The 18,459-nt window shown below is 71.6% G+C and carries 21 protein-coding genes; 10 read left to right on the top strand and 11 right to left on the bottom strand.

Going from position 1 to position 18,459, the window contains the following annotated elements:
- The first annotated feature begins 41 nt into the window (after nucleotides 1-41).
- Nucleotides 42-512: a sec-independent translocase gene (locus ABD374_RS20975; protein ID WP_344497107.1), complete on the top strand. Its 471-nt coding sequence runs from the start codon at nucleotides 42-44 to the stop codon at nucleotides 510-512.
- A gap of 118 nt (nucleotides 513-630) precedes the next feature.
- Nucleotides 631-1,311 carry a hypothetical protein gene (locus ABD374_RS20970; RefSeq protein ID WP_344497106.1) on the top strand — a complete coding sequence of 227 codons (681 nt, stop codon included), beginning with the start codon at nucleotides 631-633 and terminating at the stop codon, nucleotides 1,309-1,311.
- Between the two features lie 90 nt (nucleotides 1,312-1,401).
- Here the strand turns inward: ABD374_RS20970 and ABD374_RS20965 are convergent, their stop codons facing one another.
- Genes ABD374_RS20965 through ABD374_RS20955 form a run of 3 tightly spaced genes read right to left on the bottom strand, consistent with a single transcriptional unit; the run spans nucleotide 1,402 to nucleotide 4,453 of the window.
- Nucleotides 1,402-2,535: an Mrp/NBP35 family ATP-binding protein gene (locus ABD374_RS20965; RefSeq protein ID WP_344497105.1), complete on the bottom strand. Its 1,134-nt coding sequence runs from the start codon at nucleotides 2,533-2,535 to the stop codon at nucleotides 1,402-1,404.
- 42 nt (nucleotides 2,536-2,577) lie between these two features.
- The gene (locus ABD374_RS20960; RefSeq protein WP_344497104.1) at nucleotides 2,578-3,165 is read right to left on the bottom strand and encodes a DUF1003 domain-containing protein; all 588 of its coding nucleotides are present in this window, start codon (nucleotides 3,163-3,165) and stop codon (nucleotides 2,578-2,580) included.
- Nucleotides 3,155-4,453, bottom strand: a complete 1,299-nt coding sequence (locus ABD374_RS20955; RefSeq protein ID WP_344497103.1) for a magnesium transporter MgtE N-terminal domain-containing protein — start codon at nucleotides 4,451-4,453, stop codon at nucleotides 3,155-3,157. The genes ABD374_RS20960 and ABD374_RS20955 overlap by 11 nt, the downstream gene beginning before the upstream one ends.
- A 173-nt stretch (nucleotides 4,454-4,626) precedes the next feature.
- On the opposite strand from ABD374_RS20955, the gene ABD374_RS20950 reads away from it, so the two are divergent.
- Entirely contained in the window at nucleotides 4,627-5,409 is a 783-nt protein-coding gene (locus ABD374_RS20950) for a hypothetical protein (RefSeq protein WP_344497102.1), read from the top strand.
- Between the two features lie 6 nt (nucleotides 5,410-5,415).
- On the opposite strand, the gene ABD374_RS20945 is transcribed toward ABD374_RS20950, so the two are convergent.
- Nucleotides 5,416-5,922, bottom strand: a complete 507-nt coding sequence (locus ABD374_RS20945) for a hypothetical protein (protein WP_344497101.1) — start codon at nucleotides 5,920-5,922, stop codon at nucleotides 5,416-5,418.
- A gap of 140 nt (nucleotides 5,923-6,062) precedes the next feature.
- On the opposite strand from ABD374_RS20945, the gene ABD374_RS20940 reads away from it, so the two are divergent.
- The gene (locus ABD374_RS20940; protein ID WP_344497100.1) at nucleotides 6,063-6,998 is read left to right on the top strand and encodes a DMT family transporter; all 936 of its coding nucleotides are present in this window, start codon (nucleotides 6,063-6,065) and stop codon (nucleotides 6,996-6,998) included.
- Here ABD374_RS20940 and ABD374_RS20935 read toward each other — a convergent pair.
- The gene (locus ABD374_RS20935; RefSeq protein ID WP_344497099.1) at nucleotides 6,976-8,091 is read right to left on the bottom strand and encodes a magnesium and cobalt transport protein CorA; all 1,116 of its coding nucleotides are present in this window, start codon (nucleotides 8,089-8,091) and stop codon (nucleotides 6,976-6,978) included. The two genes, ABD374_RS20940 and ABD374_RS20935, sit on opposite strands and share 23 nt — an antisense overlap.
- A gap of 460 nt (nucleotides 8,092-8,551) precedes the next feature.
- Here ABD374_RS20935 and ABD374_RS20930 point away from each other — a divergent pair, with 460 nt between their 5' ends.
- The 4 genes from ABD374_RS20930 to ABD374_RS20915 all read left to right on the top strand — a co-directional run bounded on the left by ABD374_RS20930 (nucleotide 8,552) and on the right by ABD374_RS20915 (nucleotide 11,506).
- The gene (locus ABD374_RS20930; RefSeq protein WP_344497098.1) at nucleotides 8,552-9,136 is read left to right on the top strand and encodes a suppressor of fused domain protein; all 585 of its coding nucleotides are present in this window, start codon (nucleotides 8,552-8,554) and stop codon (nucleotides 9,134-9,136) included.
- 115 nt (nucleotides 9,137-9,251) lie between these two features.
- Complete coding sequence (locus tag ABD374_RS20925) at nucleotides 9,252-9,890, top strand: DUF6758 family protein (RefSeq protein ID WP_344497097.1); 639 nt, start codon at nucleotides 9,252-9,254, stop codon at nucleotides 9,888-9,890.
- A 75-nt stretch (nucleotides 9,891-9,965) separates the two neighbouring features.
- Nucleotides 9,966-10,832 (top strand): PHP domain-containing protein, encoded by an 867-nt coding sequence (locus tag ABD374_RS20920; protein ID WP_344497096.1) that lies wholly within the window; start codon nucleotides 9,966-9,968, stop codon nucleotides 10,830-10,832.
- Between the two features lie 68 nt (nucleotides 10,833-10,900).
- Nucleotides 10,901-11,506, top strand: coding sequence for a MarC family protein (locus ABD374_RS20915; protein ID WP_344497095.1), 606 nt, complete (start codon nucleotides 10,901-10,903; stop codon nucleotides 11,504-11,506).
- 62 nt (nucleotides 11,507-11,568) lie between these two features.
- Here ABD374_RS20915 and ABD374_RS20910 read toward each other — a convergent pair whose 3' ends face one another.
- A complete protein-coding gene (locus tag ABD374_RS20910; protein WP_093799180.1) occupies nucleotides 11,569-11,721 on the bottom strand; it encodes a hypothetical protein in 153 nt (50 codons plus the stop codon).
- A 202-nt stretch (nucleotides 11,722-11,923) separates the two neighbouring features.
- Here ABD374_RS20910 and ABD374_RS20905 point away from each other — a divergent pair, with 202 nt between their 5' ends.
- Complete coding sequence (locus ABD374_RS20905; RefSeq protein WP_344497094.1) at nucleotides 11,924-12,841, top strand: NYN domain-containing protein; 918 nt, start codon at nucleotides 11,924-11,926, stop codon at nucleotides 12,839-12,841.
- Nucleotides 12,842-12,877: 36 nt separating this feature from the next.
- Here ABD374_RS20905 and ABD374_RS20900 read toward each other — a convergent pair whose 3' ends face one another.
- Both ABD374_RS20900 and ABD374_RS20895 read right to left on the bottom strand, forming a co-directional pair.
- On the bottom strand, nucleotides 12,878-13,735 hold the full coding sequence (locus ABD374_RS20900) for an alpha/beta fold hydrolase (RefSeq protein ID WP_344497093.1): 858 nt from the start codon (nucleotides 13,733-13,735) through the stop codon (nucleotides 12,878-12,880).
- Nucleotides 13,736-13,887: 152 nt separating this feature from the next.
- Nucleotides 13,888-15,558 (bottom strand): DEAD/DEAH box helicase, encoded by a 1,671-nt coding sequence (locus tag ABD374_RS20895; protein WP_344497092.1) that lies wholly within the window; start codon nucleotides 15,556-15,558, stop codon nucleotides 13,888-13,890.
- 464 nt (nucleotides 15,559-16,022) lie between these two features.
- On the opposite strand from ABD374_RS20895, the gene ABD374_RS20890 reads away from it, so the two are divergent.
- Nucleotides 16,023-16,772: a ferritin-like fold-containing protein gene (locus tag ABD374_RS20890; protein WP_344497226.1), complete on the top strand. Its 750-nt coding sequence runs from the start codon at nucleotides 16,023-16,025 to the stop codon at nucleotides 16,770-16,772.
- A gap of 15 nt (nucleotides 16,773-16,787) precedes the next feature.
- On the opposite strand, the gene ABD374_RS20885 is transcribed toward ABD374_RS20890, so the two are convergent.
- From ABD374_RS20885 to ABD374_RS20875, 3 genes are all read right to left on the bottom strand, one after another.
- A complete protein-coding gene (locus tag ABD374_RS20885; protein ID WP_344497091.1) occupies nucleotides 16,788-17,054 on the bottom strand; it encodes a hypothetical protein in 267 nt (88 codons plus the stop codon).
- Nucleotides 17,055-17,283: 229 nt separating this feature from the next.
- Nucleotides 17,284-17,511 (bottom strand): DUF3107 domain-containing protein, encoded by a 228-nt coding sequence (locus ABD374_RS20880; RefSeq protein ID WP_344497090.1) that lies wholly within the window; start codon nucleotides 17,509-17,511, stop codon nucleotides 17,284-17,286.
- A 230-nt stretch (nucleotides 17,512-17,741) separates the two neighbouring features.
- Nucleotides 17,742-18,380, bottom strand: a complete 639-nt coding sequence (locus ABD374_RS20875; RefSeq protein ID WP_093803330.1) for a TetR/AcrR family transcriptional regulator — start codon at nucleotides 18,378-18,380, stop codon at nucleotides 17,742-17,744.
- Nucleotides 18,381-18,459 lie beyond the last annotated feature (79 nt).

Raw genomic sequence — 18,459 nt, 5'->3', positions numbered from 1 at the left:
CCACCCGACCTGCGGGCGCGGAGAACCCAAGGAGCAACAAGGTGTTCAGTGACATAGGCGCACTCGAGCTGGTGACGCTCGTGGTCCTTGCCGTGCTCGTCTTCGGGCCGGAGAAGCTGCCGAAGCTCATCCAGGACGTCACGGGGATGATCCGCAAGCTCCGTGAGTTCTCCGAGAGCGCGAAGCAGGACATCCGCTCCGAACTCGGTCCGGAATTCAAGGACTTCGACTTCGAGGACCTGAACCCGAAGACCTTCGTCCGCAAGCAGCTGATGGAGAACGACGACCTCGGGCTCAGGGAGATCCGCAGCAGCTTCGACCTCAAGAGCGAGATGGCCGAGGTCGCGGACGCCGTGCACGGGCGCGACAGCGGTTCGCCGGCGGGTTCCCCCAACGGATCCGCCGGCAGGGCGAACCTGTCGAAGGAACCGGCCGGCGCCCCGGACCCGCTCAAGAAGCGCGAAACGCCCGCCCGGGGCGAGCGCCCGCCCTTCGACGCAGACGCCACCTGAGGCCCGCCCTTCCGGCCGAGTCGCGTCAAGGTGGCTATCCTCCATCTGTCCGGATGCGAGGACGCCCGAGGGGGGCGGGCCGCGCCGGACGCCACGGATCAAGGAGGCGGCCGGATAGATGGAGACCACGAGTCGGGTCGGAGCGCAGGGAGCACCCCTGCCGCCCAGCGCGTCCACAGCGGAGGGGGTGCCAGCAGCCCGGCGTACGGTCGACGGCTATCTGCGCGCACCTTTCCCCTGGTACGGGCTGGATGAGGCGTTCACCGGGCCCCGCTGGCTGATGCAGGTCGGCATGGCGGCGGACGGCACGGTGCAGCACGGTTCCACGGGCCACGGCGAAGAGCCGCCGATACGGCCCGTCACCGACGACGCCCAGGAGAAGGAGAGCTTCGTGGTGGTCGTCACCGTCGCCAGCAGCCCCGTTCGGCGCAGCAGTGACGGTACGGGTGTACTGGAGGCCACGTCGGTCTCCTCCGCCGCCCTGCTGGCCGGTTCCGGCCTGCTCTCCTCCACCTGGCCCGCGCAGCTCGACCACTCGCTGCGCGACGACTGGCTGGACCAGCAGACCGAGGCGGCCTTCGAGCTGGCCGACGATCTGTCGGGGCCCGCCTGGTCGGCGCTGTCACTGCCGGTGGACGGCGTGGCGAGGCCCTTCCACTACCGCGAGACGGAGTTCGGCTGGGTACTGGCGGGGGTCGGCGGGGACGGCGTGCTCCTGGGGGCGTACGGACGCGGAATCAGCGCGTACGGACTGGGCTTCTCGGTGATCAAGGACATCTCGGCGTACGCCCACGACTAGGCGGAGCCGGGACCGGAGGTACGACGAAGGGGGTGCCGCCCACGCGGGGCGGCACCCCCTTCGTCGTACCCGGGCCGTACCCGGGCCGGGTCAGAACTTGTTGCGGGGGGTGATGCCCAGCGACATGCCCGACAGGCCGCGCGCGCGGCCGCCCAGCTTGCCCGCGATCGCCCGCAGCGCGGCGCCGGCCGGGGAGCCCGGGTCGGTCAGCACGACGGGCTTGCCCTCGTCGCCGCCCTCCCGCAGCCGTACGTCGATGGGGATGGAGCCCAGCACCGGCACGTTCGCGCCGGTCGTCTTCGTCAGCCCCTCGGCGACCTTCTGGCCGCCGCCGGTGCCGAAGACGTCGACCATCTCGTCGCAGTGCGGGCACGGCAGACCCGACATGTTCTCGACGACGCCGACGATCTTCTGGTGGGTCTGCACGGCGATGGAGCCGGCCCGCTCGGCCACCTCGGCCGCGGCCTGCTGAGGCGTCGTCACGACGAGGATCTCGGCGTTCGGTACGAGCTGCGCCACCGAGATGGCGATGTCGCCGGTGCCCGGCGGCAGGTCGAGCAGCAGCACGTCCAGGTCGCCCCAGTACACGTCCGCGAGGAACTGCTGGAGCGCGCGGTGCAGCATCGGCCCGCGCCACACCACCGGCGCGTTGCCGGGGGTGAACATGCCGATCGAGATGACCTTCACGCCGTGCGCCGACGGCGGCATGATCATGTTCTCGACCTGGGTGGGCCTGCCGTCCACGCCCAGCATGCGCGGCACGCTGTGACCGTAGATGTCCGCGTCGACGACGCCGACCTTCAGCCCGTCCGCCGCCATCGCCGCGGCCAGGTTGACCGTCACCGAGGACTTGCCGACGCCGCCCTTGCCGGACGCCACCGCGTAGACCCGGGTCAGCGAGCCGGGCTGGGCGAAGGGCACCTCGCGCTCGGCGGTGCCGCCGCGCAGCGCGCCCGCGAGTTCCTTGCGCTGTTCGTCGCTCATCACGTCGAGCTCGACGGAGACGCTTGTCACACCCTCGACGCGCTCGACCGCCTCCCGCACGTTGCTGGTGATGGTCTCGCGCATCGGGCAGCCGGAGACGGTGAGGTAGACCGCGACAACGACCGCACCGTCTGCCCCGATCTCAACCGATTTGACCATGCCGAGTTCAGTGATCGGTCGGTGGATCTCGGGGTCGTTCACCGTCGCCAGTGCTTCGCGCACCGCGTCTTCCATAGCCATACCGTGATGGTACGGCGCGCACCGCCGCCCCGGGGAAGCCCGTCAGCGGTCGCCTTCGTCACTCCCGGGCGCGGGTTCGGGCGGGAAGGGGGAGCGCCGCTCCTCCATCTCCTTGATCAGGTCCACGAACTCCGAGCGGATCCAGTCCCGGGTGGCGACCTCGCCGAGCCCCATCCGCAGCGCCGCGATCTCCCGCGTGAGGTACTCGGTGTCCGCGATGGACCGCTCGTTCTGCTTGCGGTCCTGCTCGTGGGTGACCCGGTCCCGGTCGTCCTGGCGGTTCTGCGCGAGGAGGATCAGCGGGGCGGCGTACGACGCCTGGAGGGACAGCATCAGCGTCAGGAAGATGAACGGGTACTCGTCCCAGCGCAGGGCCGGGGGCGCGAAGATGTTCCAGAGGACCCACAGGGCGATGGTCAGGGTCATCCAGACGAGGAAGCGCCCGGTGCCCAGGAACCGCGCGATCCGCTCCGAGAACCGGCCGAACGCCTCCGGGTCGTACTCCGGCAGCAGCCGCTTGCGCGCGGGCCTCGGCTGGTCCAGGCGCACCCGGGACGCGCGCGGCAGCGCGCTCGCACCCGTCGCCGTCCGGCCGCGCTCCCGCGCCTCCGTGCTCCTGTCAGCGCCCACGGACGGCCTCCCCGCGCGCGGTCCCCGGTGCCTGCGGCGGCTCGTGGAACTCCGTCTCGCGCCAGTCGTCGGGCAGCAGGTGGTCGAGTACGTCGTCGACCGTCACCGCGCCGAGCAGCGAGCCGCTCGCGTCCACGACCGGCGCGGAGACCATGTTGTACGCCGCCAGGTAGCTCGTCACGGCCGGCAGCGGCGTGCCCGGCGACAGCGGCGGCAGGTCGGACTCCACGACCGAGCTGACCAGGGTGAACGGCGGTTCGCGCAGCAGCCGCTGGAAGTGCACCGTCCCGAGGTACTTGCCCGTGGGGGTCTCGTCCGGCGGGCGGCAGACGTACACCTGCGCGGCCAGCGCGGGGGAGAGGTCCTGCTGGCGTACGCGCGCGAGCGCGTCCGCGACCGTCGCGTCGGGCCGCAGCACGATCGGCTCGGTCGTCATCAGACCGCCGGCCGTCCGCTCCTCGTACGCCAGGAGCCGCCGTACGTCGGCCGCGTCGTCCGGCTTCATCAGCATCAGCAGCCGCTCCTTGTCCTCCTCGGGCAGCTCGGACAGCAGGTCGGCGGCGTCGTCCGGATCCATCGCCTCCAGGACGTCGGCCGCGCGCTCCTCCTTGAGCTTGCCGAGGATCTCCACCTGGTCGTCGTCGGGCAGCTCTTCGAGTACGTCGGCGAGCCGGTCGTCGTCGAGCGCGGCGGCCACCTCGGCGCGCCGCTTGGGCGTCAGATGGTGCAGGGCGTTCGCGAGGTCGGCGGGGCGCAGCTGCTCGAAGGTGGCCAGCAGGCTCTCCGCGCCCTGTCCGTGCTCCTCCAGCGAGAAGCCGCTCACCGCCGACCACTCCACGGTCAGCGTCTCCCCACGGCGCCGCAGTGCCCCGCCCTTGCCCTTGCGTACGAAGACCTTGTCGATCTCCCAGTCGCGGCGGGCGGGCAGCTGCACGATCGACACGTCGAGGACCGTGACCTCCTCGCCGGTGTCCACCAGGCTCACCCGGCGGTCGAGGAGTTCGCCGAGGACCAGGCGCTCGGTCGGGCGCTGCTCGAAGCGGCGCATGTTGACCACGCCCGTCGTGATGACCTGGCCCGACTCGACACCCGTCACGCGGGTCATGGGCAGGAAGATCCGGCGCCGGCTCACCACCTCGACGACCAGGCCGAGCAGGCGCGGCGGCCGGTTGCCCACGCGCAGCATCGCCACGAGGTCACGGACCCGGCCGACCTGGTCGCCGTTCGGGTCGAACACGGCGATGCCCGCGAGGTGCGAGACGAAGATCCGGGGAGCGCCTGATGCCATCCGATGCGCCTCCCTATGTCGGTAAATAGAGGCCGATAACGGGTTCAGGCTAGCCCGTGCAGATCCGCCCCGCTCCCAAGAGCCGTCCGGACGGCTCCCTTCCGGACAGCGTAGACGGCACGGGTACGCTGCCTGCTGCCACCCCGGACACCCGTATGAGAGGCAGTGCGCTTGTGACTGCATTTCCCCCGGCCGCCCGAGCCCGCCGGGCTGCCCTGCTCGGCGCCGTGTGCGTCGGGCTGACCGCGGCGCTCACCGCCTGCGGTGAGGAACCGAAACCGGACCCGGACAAGGGGACGAACGGGGTGGGCAGACTTTCGGCCTCGGCCATCGAGGCCAAGGCGCGGAACGCGGCGCGCGACGCGGAATCGGTACGGCTCTCGGGCACCGTCGTCAGCAAGGAACGCTCGTACACGCTCGACATGCGGCTCAAGGAGGACGGCGGCACGGGCTCCGTGACCTCCGAGGACAGCACGTTCGAGCTGCTGCGCATCGAGGACGAGCTCTTCATGAAGGCCGGCGCCGACTTCTGGGACCACGGGGCGCAGCGGTCCCCCGAGTCCTCGGCGTCCGACGAGGCGGCCGCGGGCAAGCTGGAGGACAAGTACGTGAAGGTCCCGGACGGCGACCCGGCGTACGACCAGCTGCGCGGCTTCACGGACAAGGACGTCCTGCTCGACGGCCTGCTCGGACTGCACGGCAAGCTGGCCAAGGGCGACCGCCGCAAGGTCGGCGGCGTCCGCACGATCGAGGTCACCGGCGGCAGGGGCGCGGGGGGCAGCCTCGCCGTGTCGCTGATCGGCACGCCGTACCCGCTGAAGCTGGAACGGGCGGGCGGCGCGGGCGTGGTCAGGCTCGCCGACTGGGACGAGGAGTTCGCGCTGGAAGCTCCGGACAAGGACGAGACCGTCGACTACGGCGGCCGGCTCCCCAAGACCTCGGACGGCGCTTCCTAGCCGGCGCTAGCGCTTCCCGCGCTTGAGCAGGAGGCGCGGGAGCGCTGCCGGCGCGGGCCGCCGCGTCGTCGCGTCCGTCGGCAGCGGGGCGGCCGAGAGCGAACCGTCCGGCAGGCCGGTGTGCACGCTCCGCGGCTCCAGGCGCAGTACGCGGCACTCGCGGGCCCAGCGCTCGGTCATCTGCTCGGCGTCGGGCGCGTTCAGACGCTTGCCCTTGAGCTCGGCGACCGCCGTCTCCCACGCCTCGGACCCGGCCGGGTGCTCGGTGACCGCGGCCGTCCAGGCGACGATCCGGCCGCCCTTGTCCTTGCTGCGTACGGTCACTTCGGCGCTTTCGCCGTCGGCCAGACCGGGCAGCGGCTGCTCGCCGGGGCCGTCGCCGACGACGTACGCGGCGCCGTCGTGCCACACGTGCCACAGGGAGCGGGCGGGGCCGGTGCCCCGCACCCAGATGAGCCCGGACTTCTTGGTGGCCTCCTCGACGAGGGCCCGGTCGAGCAACGTCTGCGTCATGGGCGCAAGCCTAGGCCCCGTGCGCGGCGGGGCTCTCCCCTGCCCGCCCCTTCCCGCACCCGGGCTCCGCCCCGGACGGGTGCGGTGGGGCCGGACAGTCCTGTTACCGGGCCATGCCCCTTACCGCTTACCGTGATCCCGTGCCCGCAACAGCCCGCCGCACCGACGGCCCCACCACCGCGCCCAATCCGCAGCACCCCGGACTCCACGCCGCCCCCCGCACCGACCTCGTGCTGCTCGGTGTCGCCGTCGCCGCCGTGTCGTTCTCCGCGCCGCTCATCGCGGCGACCGCCGCCCCCGCGCTCGCCATCGCGTTCTGGCGCAACGCCATGGCGGTCGGGGTACTGGGCCCGGTGGTGCTGCTGAAGCACCGTGCCGAGCTGCGCCGCATCGGGCGCAGGCCACTGCTGCTCGCCGTAGCTGCCGGTGCCCTGCTCGCCCTGCACTTCGGACTCTGGCTGCCCAGCCTCCGGATGACCTCCGTGGCGTCCTCGACCGCGCTCTGCACCACCACGCCCATCTGGACGACCATCCTGCTGCGGATGCGCGGCCACCGGCCGCCCCGCATGGTGTGGGCCGGGACCCTGCTCGCCGTCGTGGGCGTCGTCGTCCTGACCGGTGTCGACCTGACGCTGTCCCCCCGGGCCCTCGCCGGCGACGCCCTCGCGCTCGGCGGTGGCATCGCGGCCGCCGGGTACGTCCTGCTCGGGGCCGAGGTGCGGCGGACGGTGAGCACGACGGCGTACACCTCCATCTGCTACTCGACGACCGCCCTGATCCTGCTGGCGGTCTGTCTCGTCTCGGGCGCCGGCCTCGGCGGGTACGACGCCACCACCTGGCTCCAGCTCGCCGCCCTCACCGCCGCCGCCCAGCTCCTGGGCCACTCGCTCCTCAACCGCGTCGTGAGCACCCTGGGCCCCTCCGTCACCTCGACGGCGATCCTCCTGGAGACCCCGGGCGCCGCCCTGATCGCCGCCCTCTGGTTGGGGCAGCAGCCGCCGGTGGCCGCCTACCCCGCCCTGCTGGTGATCCTGGCCGGGCTCGCGCTCGTGGTCAGAGCCAGCCGTTCCGCTTGAGCGTGCGGTGGATGGACACACAGACCACCACGATCGAGCCCAGCACCAGCGGATAGCCGTACCGCCAGTGCAGCTCCGGCATGTGGTCGAAGTTCATGCCGTAGACACCGCAGATCATCGTCGGTACGGCGACGATGGCCGCCCAGGACGTGATCTTGCGCATGTCCTCGTTCTGGGCGACGGTCGCCTGGGCGAGGTTGGCCTGGAGGATCGAGTTCAGCAACTCGTCGAAGCCGACGACCTCTTCGTGCACGCGCGCGAGGTGGTCGGCGACGTCACGGAAGTACTTCTGGATGTCCGGATCGACGAGCCGCATCGGCCGCTCGCTGAGCTGCTGCATCGGCCGCAGCAGCGGCGCCACGGCCCGCTTGAACTCCAGCACTTCCCGCTTGAGCTGGTAGATCCGGCCGGCGTCCGAGCCGCGCGTACTGCCTTTGGCCGGCTCCGAGAAGACGTCGATCTCGACCTCGTCGATGTCGTCCTGCACGGCCGCCGCGACCGCGATGTACCCGTCGACGACGTGGTCGGCGATCGAGTGCAGCACCGCCGAGGGCCCCTTGGCGAGCAGCTCCGGGTCGTCCTGGAGCCGGTGGCGCAGCGCCCGCAGCGACCCCTTGCCGCCGTGCCGCACGGTGATGACGAAGTCCTTGCCGGTGAAGCACATGACCTCACCGGTCTCCACGACCTCGCTGGTCGCGGTGAGTTCGGCGTGGTCGACGTAGTGGATCGTCTTGAAGACGGTGAAGAGGGTGTCGTCGTACCGCTCCAGCTTGGGCCGCTGATGCGCGTGCACGGCGTCCTCGACGGCCAGCGGGTGCAGTCCGAACTCGGCCGCGATACCGGCGAATTCGGCCTCGGTCGGCTCGTGCAGACCGATCCAGGCGAAGCCGCCGCCCTCCCGGACGCGGATCATCGCCTCGTGCGGAGTGAGGCACTCCGCGTCCTTCACCCGGCGCCCGTCGCGGTAGACCGCGCAGTCGACGACCGCGCTGCTCGCGGACGGGTCACGGGTGGTGTCGTAACTGCTGTACACGGTGCTGCTCTTGCGCAGGGACGGACGGACCGCTGCGCGCAGGTCACGGATCATCGACATGGCGGGCTCCTTCACGGAGAAGCCGTCAGCGAGGCATGGCACTGCCCGGAATGGAGACGTGCGGGCCACGGCATCGGGGCGCCGTACGTCGGCAAAGCGGGCGGCACCGCAGGGACGCGGTGACGGCGTTCGCTCAGACACGGATCAGGCAAAAACGAAGTGCTCTTCCGTCGCGCGAAATGCCGTGGGCCCCGTAGGTTTCACCGGTTGGCGGCCGGGTACGAAGGGCTTCAGGCCCCGGGGAACACTGGCGGTGCGGAAGAGCGGTTGGTACTGCCTGGTCGACTTCGATCCACCGCAGCCCCACCTCCTCCGGCCGGTCCCCCTTGGGGGATGACGTGATGCCGGGACTCGAAAGCCACGCTTCTGCGTGCTGCCCCGACCAGCGGCCAAGACTATCAGTCCACTGTTGTGTCAAGACCTTTCTTCACCGCTTCCCTACGCGCCTATGCTCACGGGCATGGGAGATGTTCTTGCGCTGGTGGAAGCCCGGTTGCGTACGGCGCTGGGTGAACCGGACGCGCGCGCCGCCGTCACGTTCCTCGGTACGGACCGTACGGAGGTGCTGCGTTTCGTGGACGGCGACGTCGTCCGTTACGCCACCCTCGGCATGTCGGCCCAGCCGATGGCCGACCCGACCGCGGTCCTCGCCGACCCGGTGAAGGGCCCGCGCGCCGAACTGGTCCTGTCGGTGCGGGCCGGTCTCGCCGACACCGACAAGGTGCTGCGCCCGCTCGCGGTCCTCGCGGCGTCGCCGCAGGTGGAGGGTGTGATCGTGGCCCCGGGGGCCTCGCTGGACCTCGGGGAGCCGCTGTGGCCCGGGGCGCCGTTCAGCTCCGTACTCGTCGCGGAGGCCGGCGGCCTGGTGGAGGACCTGGAGCTGGACGCCCCGATGGACCCGGTGCGCTTTCTGCCCCTGCTGCCCATGACGCCGAACGAGGCGGCGTGGAAGCGGGTCAAGGGCGCGCAGGAACTCCAGGAGCGCTGGCTGACGCACGGCACGGACCTGCGCGATCCGCTGCGTGCGCCGGTGCCGCTCGACTGATTGTTCGATCCTTCCTCGGAGCTCCCGCCCCGGGACCTCTCGCGAGCCGCGCAATCGGGTCCGGACGGGTGATCGTCCTTGACGCGGGGACGGCCGGGGAGGACCGTTGGGCCCTATGAGGGGCGAACCCAGTTGCCCGAAGTGCGGTGGCCGGGTCAGGGCGCCCGGTCTCTTCTCCGACTCCTGGCAGTGCGATGTGCACGGGACGGTGCATCCACAGCAGCCCGTGGTCCCGCCCAGCGTGGAGGCCCTCACCGTCGCGGTGAAGCGCGCCAGGGTTCCGGTGTGGATGCCGTGGCCGCTGCCCGTCGGGTGGCTGTTCACCGGGGTGTCCTGCGCGGGTGACGACCGCAGTGGCTCCCGTGCCACCGTCGTCGCCTGCTCCGGGCCCGGACCGCTCGGCGGACCCGGTGAGCTGCTGCTGGTGGCCGAGGAGCTCGGGGTCGGTCTCGGCGCGCGCTACGCGGGTGTGGACGGGCCCGATCCCGGGGCGTACATCGACATGAGGAAACCGCCGCAGGCCAAGGTCCTCGCGGCCGGCCGGCCGACCCCGCTGTGGCACGTCTCCGGCACCCCCGACGACCGCGCGGTCTTCGCGGGCGAGGCGTGCGGACTGTGGGTGTGGGCGATCGCCTGGCCGGAGCAGGCGGGCCTGCTGATGTACGACGAACTGATACTGACCGATCTGCGCGACGCGGGCGCGGAAGTGGACCTGGTGCCGTGCGGGGCGCTGTCGCCGCGTCTCCTCTCCTGACAGGACAGGGGACTGTTCGATTCCCGGCTATCCTGGAGCGGTCCCCCGTCCCGCCGAGCCCCGGAGTCACGCGTCGTGCGCATCGACCTGCACACCCACTCCACCGCGTCGGACGGCACGGACACCCCCGCGGAACTGGTGCGTAACGCCGCCGCGGCCGGGCTCGACGTCGTGGCGCTCACCGACCACGACTCGACGCGCGGCCACGCCGAGGCGACCGCCGCGCTCCCGGCCGGGCTGACGCTGGTCACCGGCGCCGAGCTCTCCTGCCGCCTCGACGGCGTCGGGCTGCACATGCTGGCGTACCTCTTCGACCCCGACGAGCCCGAGCTGGCGCGCGAGCGCGAGCTGGTGCGGGACGACCGGGTGCCCCGCGCGCGGGCCATGGTCGGCAAGCTCCAGGAACTGGGCGTCGCGATCGAGTGGGACCGGGTGGCCCGTATCGCCGGGGACGGTTCGGTCGGCCGTCCGCACATCGCGTCCGCGCTGATGGAGCTCGGCGTCGTCGAGAGCGTCTCCGACGCCTTCACGTCCGACTGGCTGGCCGACGACGGCCGGGCGTACGTCGAGAAGCACGAGCTCGACCCCTTCGACGCGATCCGCCTCGTCAAGGCGGCCGGCGGAGTCACCGTCTTCGCGCACCCCGGCGCCGCCAAGCGCGGCGAAACCGTTCCGGAGAGCGCGCTCGCGAAGCTGGCCGCCGCCGGCCTCGACGGGATCGAGGTCGACCACATGGACCACGACGGGCCCACCCGTGCACGGCTGCGCGGCCTCGCCGCCGAGCTGGGGCTGCTGACGACCGGGTCCAGCGACTACCACGGCAGCCGCAAGACCGTACAGCTCGGTGAGTTCACGACGGACCCCGAGATCTACGGCGAGATCACGCGACGCGCGACCGGCGCCTTCCCGGTGCCCGGCGCGGGCGGAAGCCCCCGCCCGTAACGCCGTACCCCGGCGCTCTCCCCCCTGCACCTCCCCCTCGTACGACCCTCTTCTCGCAAGGCATCACTGTGCTCGACTTCGCTGTTTTCGGATCCCTTTTTCTCACGCTTTTTGTGATTATGGACCCCCCGGGGATCACCCCGATCTTCCTCGCCCTGACCTCGGGCCGGCCCGCCAAGGTGCAGCGCAGGATGGCCTGGCAGGCCGTCGCCGTCGCCTTCGGCGTGATCGCCGTCTTCGGCGTCCTCGGCCAGCAGATCCTCGACTACCTGCACGTGTCCGTGCCGGCGCTGATGATCGCGGGCGGCCTGCTGCTCCTCCTGATCGCGCTCGACCTGCTGACCGGCAAGACCGACGAGCCGACGCAGACCAAGGACGTCAACGTCGCGCTCGTGCCGCTGGGGATGCCGCTGCTGGCGGGCCCCGGCGCGATCGTCTCGGTGATCCTCGCCGTACAGCACGCGGACAGCGTCACGGCGCAGGTCTCGGTCTGGGCGGCGATCGGCGCGATGCACGTGGTCCTGTGGCTGGCCATGCGCTACTCGCTGCTGATCATCCGTGTGATCAGGGACGGCGGCGTGGTCCTGGTGACGCGTCTCGCGGGCATGATGCTGTCCGCGATCGCCGTGCAGCAGATCATCAACGGCGTCACCCAGGTGATCCGGGGCGGCTGACACGCACGAGCGCCCCCGTACGCGACGTACGGGGGCGCTTACCTCAACAAACCACTACGGCGTTATGAAGCCGAGGTCTCGGCCGGGCGGATGTAGATGCGCTGGCCGACGGAGGCGGCCTGCTGCACGATCCGGTTGACGGAGGCGGCGTCCACGACGGTGCTGTCGACGGCGGAACCGTCGACGTCGTCCAGGCGCATGATTTCGAAGCGCAAGGCTTCTCCCTTCGTCTGATCCTCCTGCTGGAGAACTGTGGGTGGGAACGCGAGACTAGGCGTCGCACGTTCTCCGAGGGTTACAACCGTGTACCCGCCGCAGTCATTCCCTACGCTAAAGAAAATTTTTGGCTCTCTAAATACCCACGGGTGGCGGGACCGGTTGTGCCCGCTCGCTCACGCCACGGACAATGAGATCCGTATGGACGACGCACAGCCTTCGGGCCCCACTGAACCCGCCGGGATCGCCTCCCGCCTGGAGCGCACCAACGAGCTGCTCCAGCGCATGCTCGCCGAGGTGGCGAAGACCCCTTCCACCCACGCGATCTTCGTCGACGCCGGATACGTCTACGCGGCGGCCGGGCTGCTCGTGACCGGGACCGAGGACCGCAGGTCCTTCGACCTGGACGCGGAGGGGATGATCGAGGCGTTCATCGACAAGGCCCGGACGATCTTCGCGGACAGCAGGCTGCTGCGGGTGTACTGGTACGACGGGGCCAGGCGCCGCATCCACACCACCGAGCAGCAGTCGATCGCCGAGCTGCCCGACGTCAAGGTCCGCCTCGGCAACCTCAACGCCAACAACCAGCAGAAGGGCGTCGACTCCCTGATCCGTACGGACCTGGAGTCACTGGCCAGGCACCGCGCCATCAGCGACGCGGCCCTGGTGGGCGGTGACGAGGACCTGGTCTCCGCGGTCGAGGCCGCGCAGGGCTACGGCGCGCGGGTCCACCTGTGGGGCATCGAGGCGGGTGAGGGCCGCAACCAGGCCGAACCGCTCCTGTGGGAGGTCGACAGCCAGCGCACGTTCGACCTCGACTTCTGCAAGCCGTACGTCACGCGGCGCCCCGTCACGACGTACGAGAACGAGGGCGCCCCGCGGCCGTCCCGCGAGGACGTCCGCTTCATCGGCGCGCAGATCGCGGCGGCGTGGCTGGGGGCGCGGGGCCGGGAATCGCTGGCCGACCTGCTGCCCGGCCACCCCTACCTGCCGGGCTCGGTGGACCAGGAGCTCCTGGTGGAGGCGGAACGGCTGCTCCAGCGGTCCCTGCGCGGCCACGCGGACCTCCGCCGGGCGCTGCGGGACGGCTTCTGGCACCACCTCCAGGCCCAGTACTAGCCCTGGCCCCTTGCCGGCCGGCCCGGCTGCGAAGGGCTACTGCCCGGCCCGGTCCGAGAGGGCGTCCCAGAACCCCGCCAGCGCCTTCGCGGTCTCCTCGGGCCGGTCGGTGTTCGGGGAGTGCCCGGCGCCTCCGACGACCGTCCGGTACGCGCCCAGCCGTTCGGCCATCCCGTCGATCAGCGGCACCGGCCAGGTGTCGTCCGTGGACCCCGACACCACGTGCGTCGCGAGTCCCAGCGCGGCGAGCTCGGCCACGCGGTCCGGCTCGCCCGTCAGCTGCCTGCCGGTGGCGACGAGCTGGGCGGGGCTGTGCCGGAGCCAGCGCGCGCGCAGGGCGGCGCCGTCGAGGTCGGCGTCCTCCGGGGGGTCGAGCGCCTTCATGCTCTCCCACACCTCGGCCATGGTCATGAAGCCGAGGGCCTGCGTCAGCAGTGCGATCTTCTGCTGCTGCGCGGGTGAGACCTCGGCCGGGCCCGACGACATGAGGGTCAGCGACGCGAACGGCGCCGCGTCGAGCAGTGCGGCCGCGCGGGCGATCTGGCCGCCGAGGGAGTGCCCGACGAGGTGCACCGGCGTACCGCAGGCAGCCGCCTGCGCATGCACGTCGCGGGCCAACTCGCCCTGTGTGTAAGCCTCTTCACTGTCGGGCCCCTCGGATTCGTACTGCCCGCGCCCGTCGACCGAGACGACCCGGTACCCGGCCCCGGCGAGCGGTACCAGCATCGCGATGAAGTCTTCCTTGCTCCCGGTGTAGCCGGGAAGCAGCAGCGCGGTGCCTCTGGGCTCCGCGCGTCGCGGCCGTGCTTCGAGCGCGGCGAACACACCGCGCGACGTGTGCAGGGGGAGGGCGCGGGAGCCGGGGGGCGGGGCGAAAGTGGGCGGCCTGCTCATGCGACGAGGCTAACGGCTGCACGACGCGGCGTACGGGCTGTATGCACCGCACGGGCCGCACCTTTCGTGGCGGCGGGAAGCCGTGTCCCCGCCTCGGTACGCCGCTGGCCCGGCCCCCCTGAAGGGGAACCGGGCCGCCGGGGCGTGCTGGATCAGCTCTCGGGCTGCGCCGCGGCGGCGGCGCGCGTGCGGCGGCGAGGTGCCTTCACCGGAGCCGGAGCCGACGCCTCGGCGGACGCGGGAGCCTCGGCGGCGGCCTCGGCCGGCTTCGCGGCGCGCGTACGGCGACGGGGCTTCTTCGGAGCCTCGGACTCCTCCGCGGGAGCGGGGATCTGGGCCTCCGCCGTCTCCGTCACGGCCTCCGCGGTGTCCACCGCGTTCGCCGGGTTCGCCGCGCGGGTGCGGCGGCGGCGGCGCGGGGTGCGCGGCTCGGCAGGGGCCTCGGCGGCCTCGGTCGCCGCCTCCGGCGCCGCGGTGGCTTCGGCGGAGACCGCCGTCGCCTCGTCCGCCCCGACCGCCGTCACCGGCGCGCCGTTGCGCGTACGGCGGCGCTGACGCGGCGTGCGCGGGGCGCGCTCCTCGACGACGGCCGGCGCGGCAGCGGCCGCCGCGGACTTGCGCCCACGGCCGCCCGTCTCGCCGAGGTCCTCGACCTGCTCCGCGCCCAGACCCGCGCGGGTCCGGTCGGCCCGGGGCAGTACGCCCTTCGTGCCGGCCGGGATGCTCAGGATCTCGTACAGGTGAGCGGACGTGGAGTACGTCTCCTCGGGCTCGTCGAACGGCAGGTCCAGCGCCTTGTTGATGAGCTTCCAGCGCGGGATGTCGTCCCAGTCGACCAGTGTGACGGCGATGCCCTTCGCGCCCGCGCGGCCGGTGCGGCCGACGCGGTGCAGGTACGTCTTCTCGTCCTCGGGCGACTGGTAGTTGATGACGTGCGTCACACCCTCGACGTCGATGCCGCGCGCGGCGACGTCGGTGCAGACCAGCACGTCGACCTTGCCGTTGCGGAACGCGCGCAGCGCCTGCTCGCGCGCGCCCTGGCCGAGGTCGCCGTGGACCGCGCCGGAGGCGAAGCCGCGCTTCTCCAGCTGCTCGGCGATGTCGGCGGCGGTCCGCTTCGTACGGCAGAAGATCATCGCGAGCCCGCGGCCGTCGGCCTGGAGGATGCGGGAGACGAGCTCCGGCTTGTCCATGTTGTGGGCGCGGAAGACGTGCTGCGTGATGTTCGCGACGGTCGCGCCCTCGTCGTCGGGCGACGTGGCGCTGATGTGCGTCGGCTGCGACATGTACTTGCGGGCGAGGCCGATGACGGCGCCCGGCATGGTCGCCGAGAACAGCATCGTCTGGCGCTTCGGCGGCAGCATCTTCATGATCTTCTCGACGTCGGGCAGGAAGCCCAGGTCGAGCATCTCGTCGGCCTCGTCGAGCACGAGCGAACGCACGTGGGAGAGGTCGAGCTTCTTCTGGCCGGCCAGGTCGAGCAGGCGCCCGGGCGTGCCCACGACGATGTCGACCCCCTTCTTGAGCGCCTCGACCTGGGGCTCGTACGCCCGGCCGCCGTAAATGGCGAGCACGCGGACGTTGCGGACCTTGCCGGCCGTCAGCAGGTCGTTGGTGACCTGCTGGCACAGCTCACGGGTGGGGACGACGACGAGCGCCTGCGGGGCCTCGGTCAGCTTCGCGGGCTCGGCCCGGCCCGCCTCGACGTCCGCGGGGACGGTGACGCGCTCCAGCAGCGGGAGGCCGAAGCCGAGCGTCTTGCCGGTGCCGGTCTTGGCCTGGCCGATGACGTCGCTGCCGGAGAGCGCGACGGGGAGCGTCATCTCCTGGATGGGGAAGGGGGACAGAATGCCGACGGCTTCAAGGGCTTCGGCGGTCTCGGAGAGAATCCCGAGGTCTCGGAACGTAGTCAGGGTGCTGCCTCTTCTGTGAGACGCGGCATGACGCGAACGAAGGGGGTCGTACCGTGCCGGTTTCTCGTCCGGCCGCTGATGGGCCGGGTGGCGCGGGACCACGTGCCGTCGCTCAAGCGCTCGTGCCGCTGAGGGGGCCCCTCATCTTGCGGTCGTACGCCTTGGTACGCACCGCGTGGAGGGCTGTCGGGTCGGAGCCGATCGGGCCACCGACCGGGCATCCTCATTCAATTGCGCCGCGAAATACCCTGGGTACTCTGCAGGCGCTTTACCACTGTACCCCGGATTCGCGCAGGTGTGTCGGAACGATTTCCCGGATCGGTGTGGCGGGAGTGGCTGACCAGGCCCTTACCTACCGTGCGGAGCGGGCTATTGTGCGGTTCATGGAGACGCCTGACAACGCCATCGCACCCGACGAGACACCCCGGACCGGTATCGCAGCCCAGGACTGGGCGACGGCGTCCGTCGAGCCGCACTACCGCGCCGCGGTCGTGGACCTGCTGGGCGCGCTCGCGTACGGAGAGCTGGCGGCCTTCGAGCGCCTCGCCGAGGACGCCAAGCTCGCGCCGACACTCGCCGACAAGGCGGAGCTCGCGAAGATGGCGTCGGCGGAGTTCCACCACTTCGAGCGTTTGCGGGGCCGGCTGACCGCGATCGACGAGGAGCCGACGGCGGCGATGGAGCCCTTCGCGAAGGCGCTGGACGACTTCCACCGCCAGACCGCGCCGTCGGACTGGCTGGAGGGCCTGGTCAAGGCGTACGTCGGAGACTCGATCGCCAGTGACTTCTACCGCGAGGTCGCGGAGCGGCTCGACTCGGACACCCGGGGGCTGGTGCTCGCCGTGCTCGACGACACCGGTCACGGGAACTTCGCGGTGGAGAAGGTGCGTGCCGCGATCGAGGCGGACCCGCGCTGCGGCGGCCGGCTCGCGCTGTGGGCGCGCAGGCTGATGGGTGAGGCGCTCTCGCAGGCCCAGCGGGTCGTGGCGGACCGCGACGCGCTCTCCACGATGCTCGTGGGCGGTGTCGCCGACGGCTTCGACCTGGCGGAGGTGGGGCGGATGTTCTCGCGGATCACCGAGGCGCACACGAAGCGGATGGCCGCGCTGGGGCTGGCGGCGTAACGCCGCAGAGGGACGTTACGCCGCCGCCGAACGGCGGACGCGGCCCCTGGGGCGGATGAGGAGCGACAGCAGGACCGCTCCCACCGCCACCGCGCCGGCCAGTGTCGCGACGACGTGGCCGGGGCCGAGGGCGGAATGGGTGACGTACGCGCCGAACAGGGCGCCGAGCGGGCCCGCGGCCAGGACCAGGTGCCGTGCGGGCAGTCGGTCCCCGAGCCGGTGGCCGGCCGCCCAGGCAAGGGCGAAGCCGAGGGCGATGGAGCCGAGCGCTTCCAGGATCACGTGGTTTCCTCCCGTGCAGCCGGGTGCGAATGGGTCGTAGCCCGTACTACCCCCGCCTTGCGGAAGACAACCCTCCTCGGGCCGGTGGAGAGGGCCTGCGGAGGGGACTCGCGGAGGGGCCCGGCGTGCAGGCCGGGCGCGCAGGCCGCGCGTACAGACAGACGGAACCGGCCCGGTGGGACATCCCACCGGGCCGGTTCCGTCTGTGATGCTGCTGTGCCGTCGACGCCTACAGCGCGCCGAAGCCCACCCTGCGCGTCATCGGCTCGCCGATCTCCACGTAGGCGATCCGGTCAGCGGGAACGAGGACCGTGCGGCCCTTCTCGTCCTTGAGGCTGAGCAGCTGCGCCTTGCCGGCCAGCGCGTCGGATACCGCGCGCTCGACCTCCTCGGCGGACTGCCCGCTCTCCAGAACGATCTCCCGGGGCGCGTGCTGCACGCCGATCTTGACCTCCACGGCTATGTCCCTCCGACGGTCGGTGCTGCGGTGCGCGGTCAGCCGCGCTGTACGCAGCACACATTAGCCCGGTGAGGGGACACGGAATGCTCCGACGCCGCACGCCGGAAGCGAACACGGACCGGGAACACGCTCCCGGGACGATCCGGAAGGCGTTCCGGGGCACACCGCGGGGAACGCTCCGGAGTGCGTTCCGGAGCGTTCCCCGGAACACCCCGGAACGCGCCGTGTCAGTGCTCCGTGCCGTGTAGCGGGAAGCCCGCGATGCCGCGCCAGGCGAGCGACGTCAGCAGCTGCACCGCCGTGTCGCGCGGGATGGTGCTGCCGCTGGAGAGCCAGTAGCGGGCGACCACCTGGGAGACACCGCCGAGCCCGACGGCCAGCAGCATCGACTCGTCCTTGGACAGGCCGGTGTCCTCGGCGATGACCTCGCTGATCGCCTCGGCGCACTGGAGCGACACCCGGTCGACGCGCTCGCGCACGGCGGGCTCGTTCGTCAGGTCCGACTCGAAGACCAGGCGGAACGCGCCGCCCTCCTCCTGGACGTACGCGAAATAGGCGTCCATCGTCGCGGCCACGCGCAGCTTGTTCTCCGTGGTCGACGCGAGGGCGGTGCGTACCGCCTGGAGCAGCGACTCGCAGTGCTGGTCGAGAAGGGCCAGGTAGAGCTCCAGCTTGCCCGGGAAGTGCTGGTACAGGACCGGCTTGCTCACCCCGGCCCGCTCCGCGATGTCGTCCATCGCCGCCGCGTGGTACCCCTGCGCGACAAAGACCTCCTGCGCCGCGCCCAGGAGTTGATTGCGTCGGGCTCGGCGGGGCAGGCGCGTGCCTCGTGGGCGTGCCGCCTCTGTCTGCTCGGTGGCTGTCACGCCGCCTCCCATGTCTTTCGGTGTCGCGGCCTTTCAACAGCACGGCCGTTCCGTGCGCCGTGTGCGCCACGCCCGCCAT

The sequence above is a fragment of the Streptomyces enissocaesilis genome (assembly GCF_039533765.1).
GTDB classification, from domain to species: domain Bacteria; phylum Actinomycetota; class Actinomycetes; order Streptomycetales; family Streptomycetaceae; genus Streptomyces; species Streptomyces enissocaesilis.
Note: the sequence above shows the minus strand (reverse complement) of the source record. Positions and strands in the feature narration are given on the sequence as shown.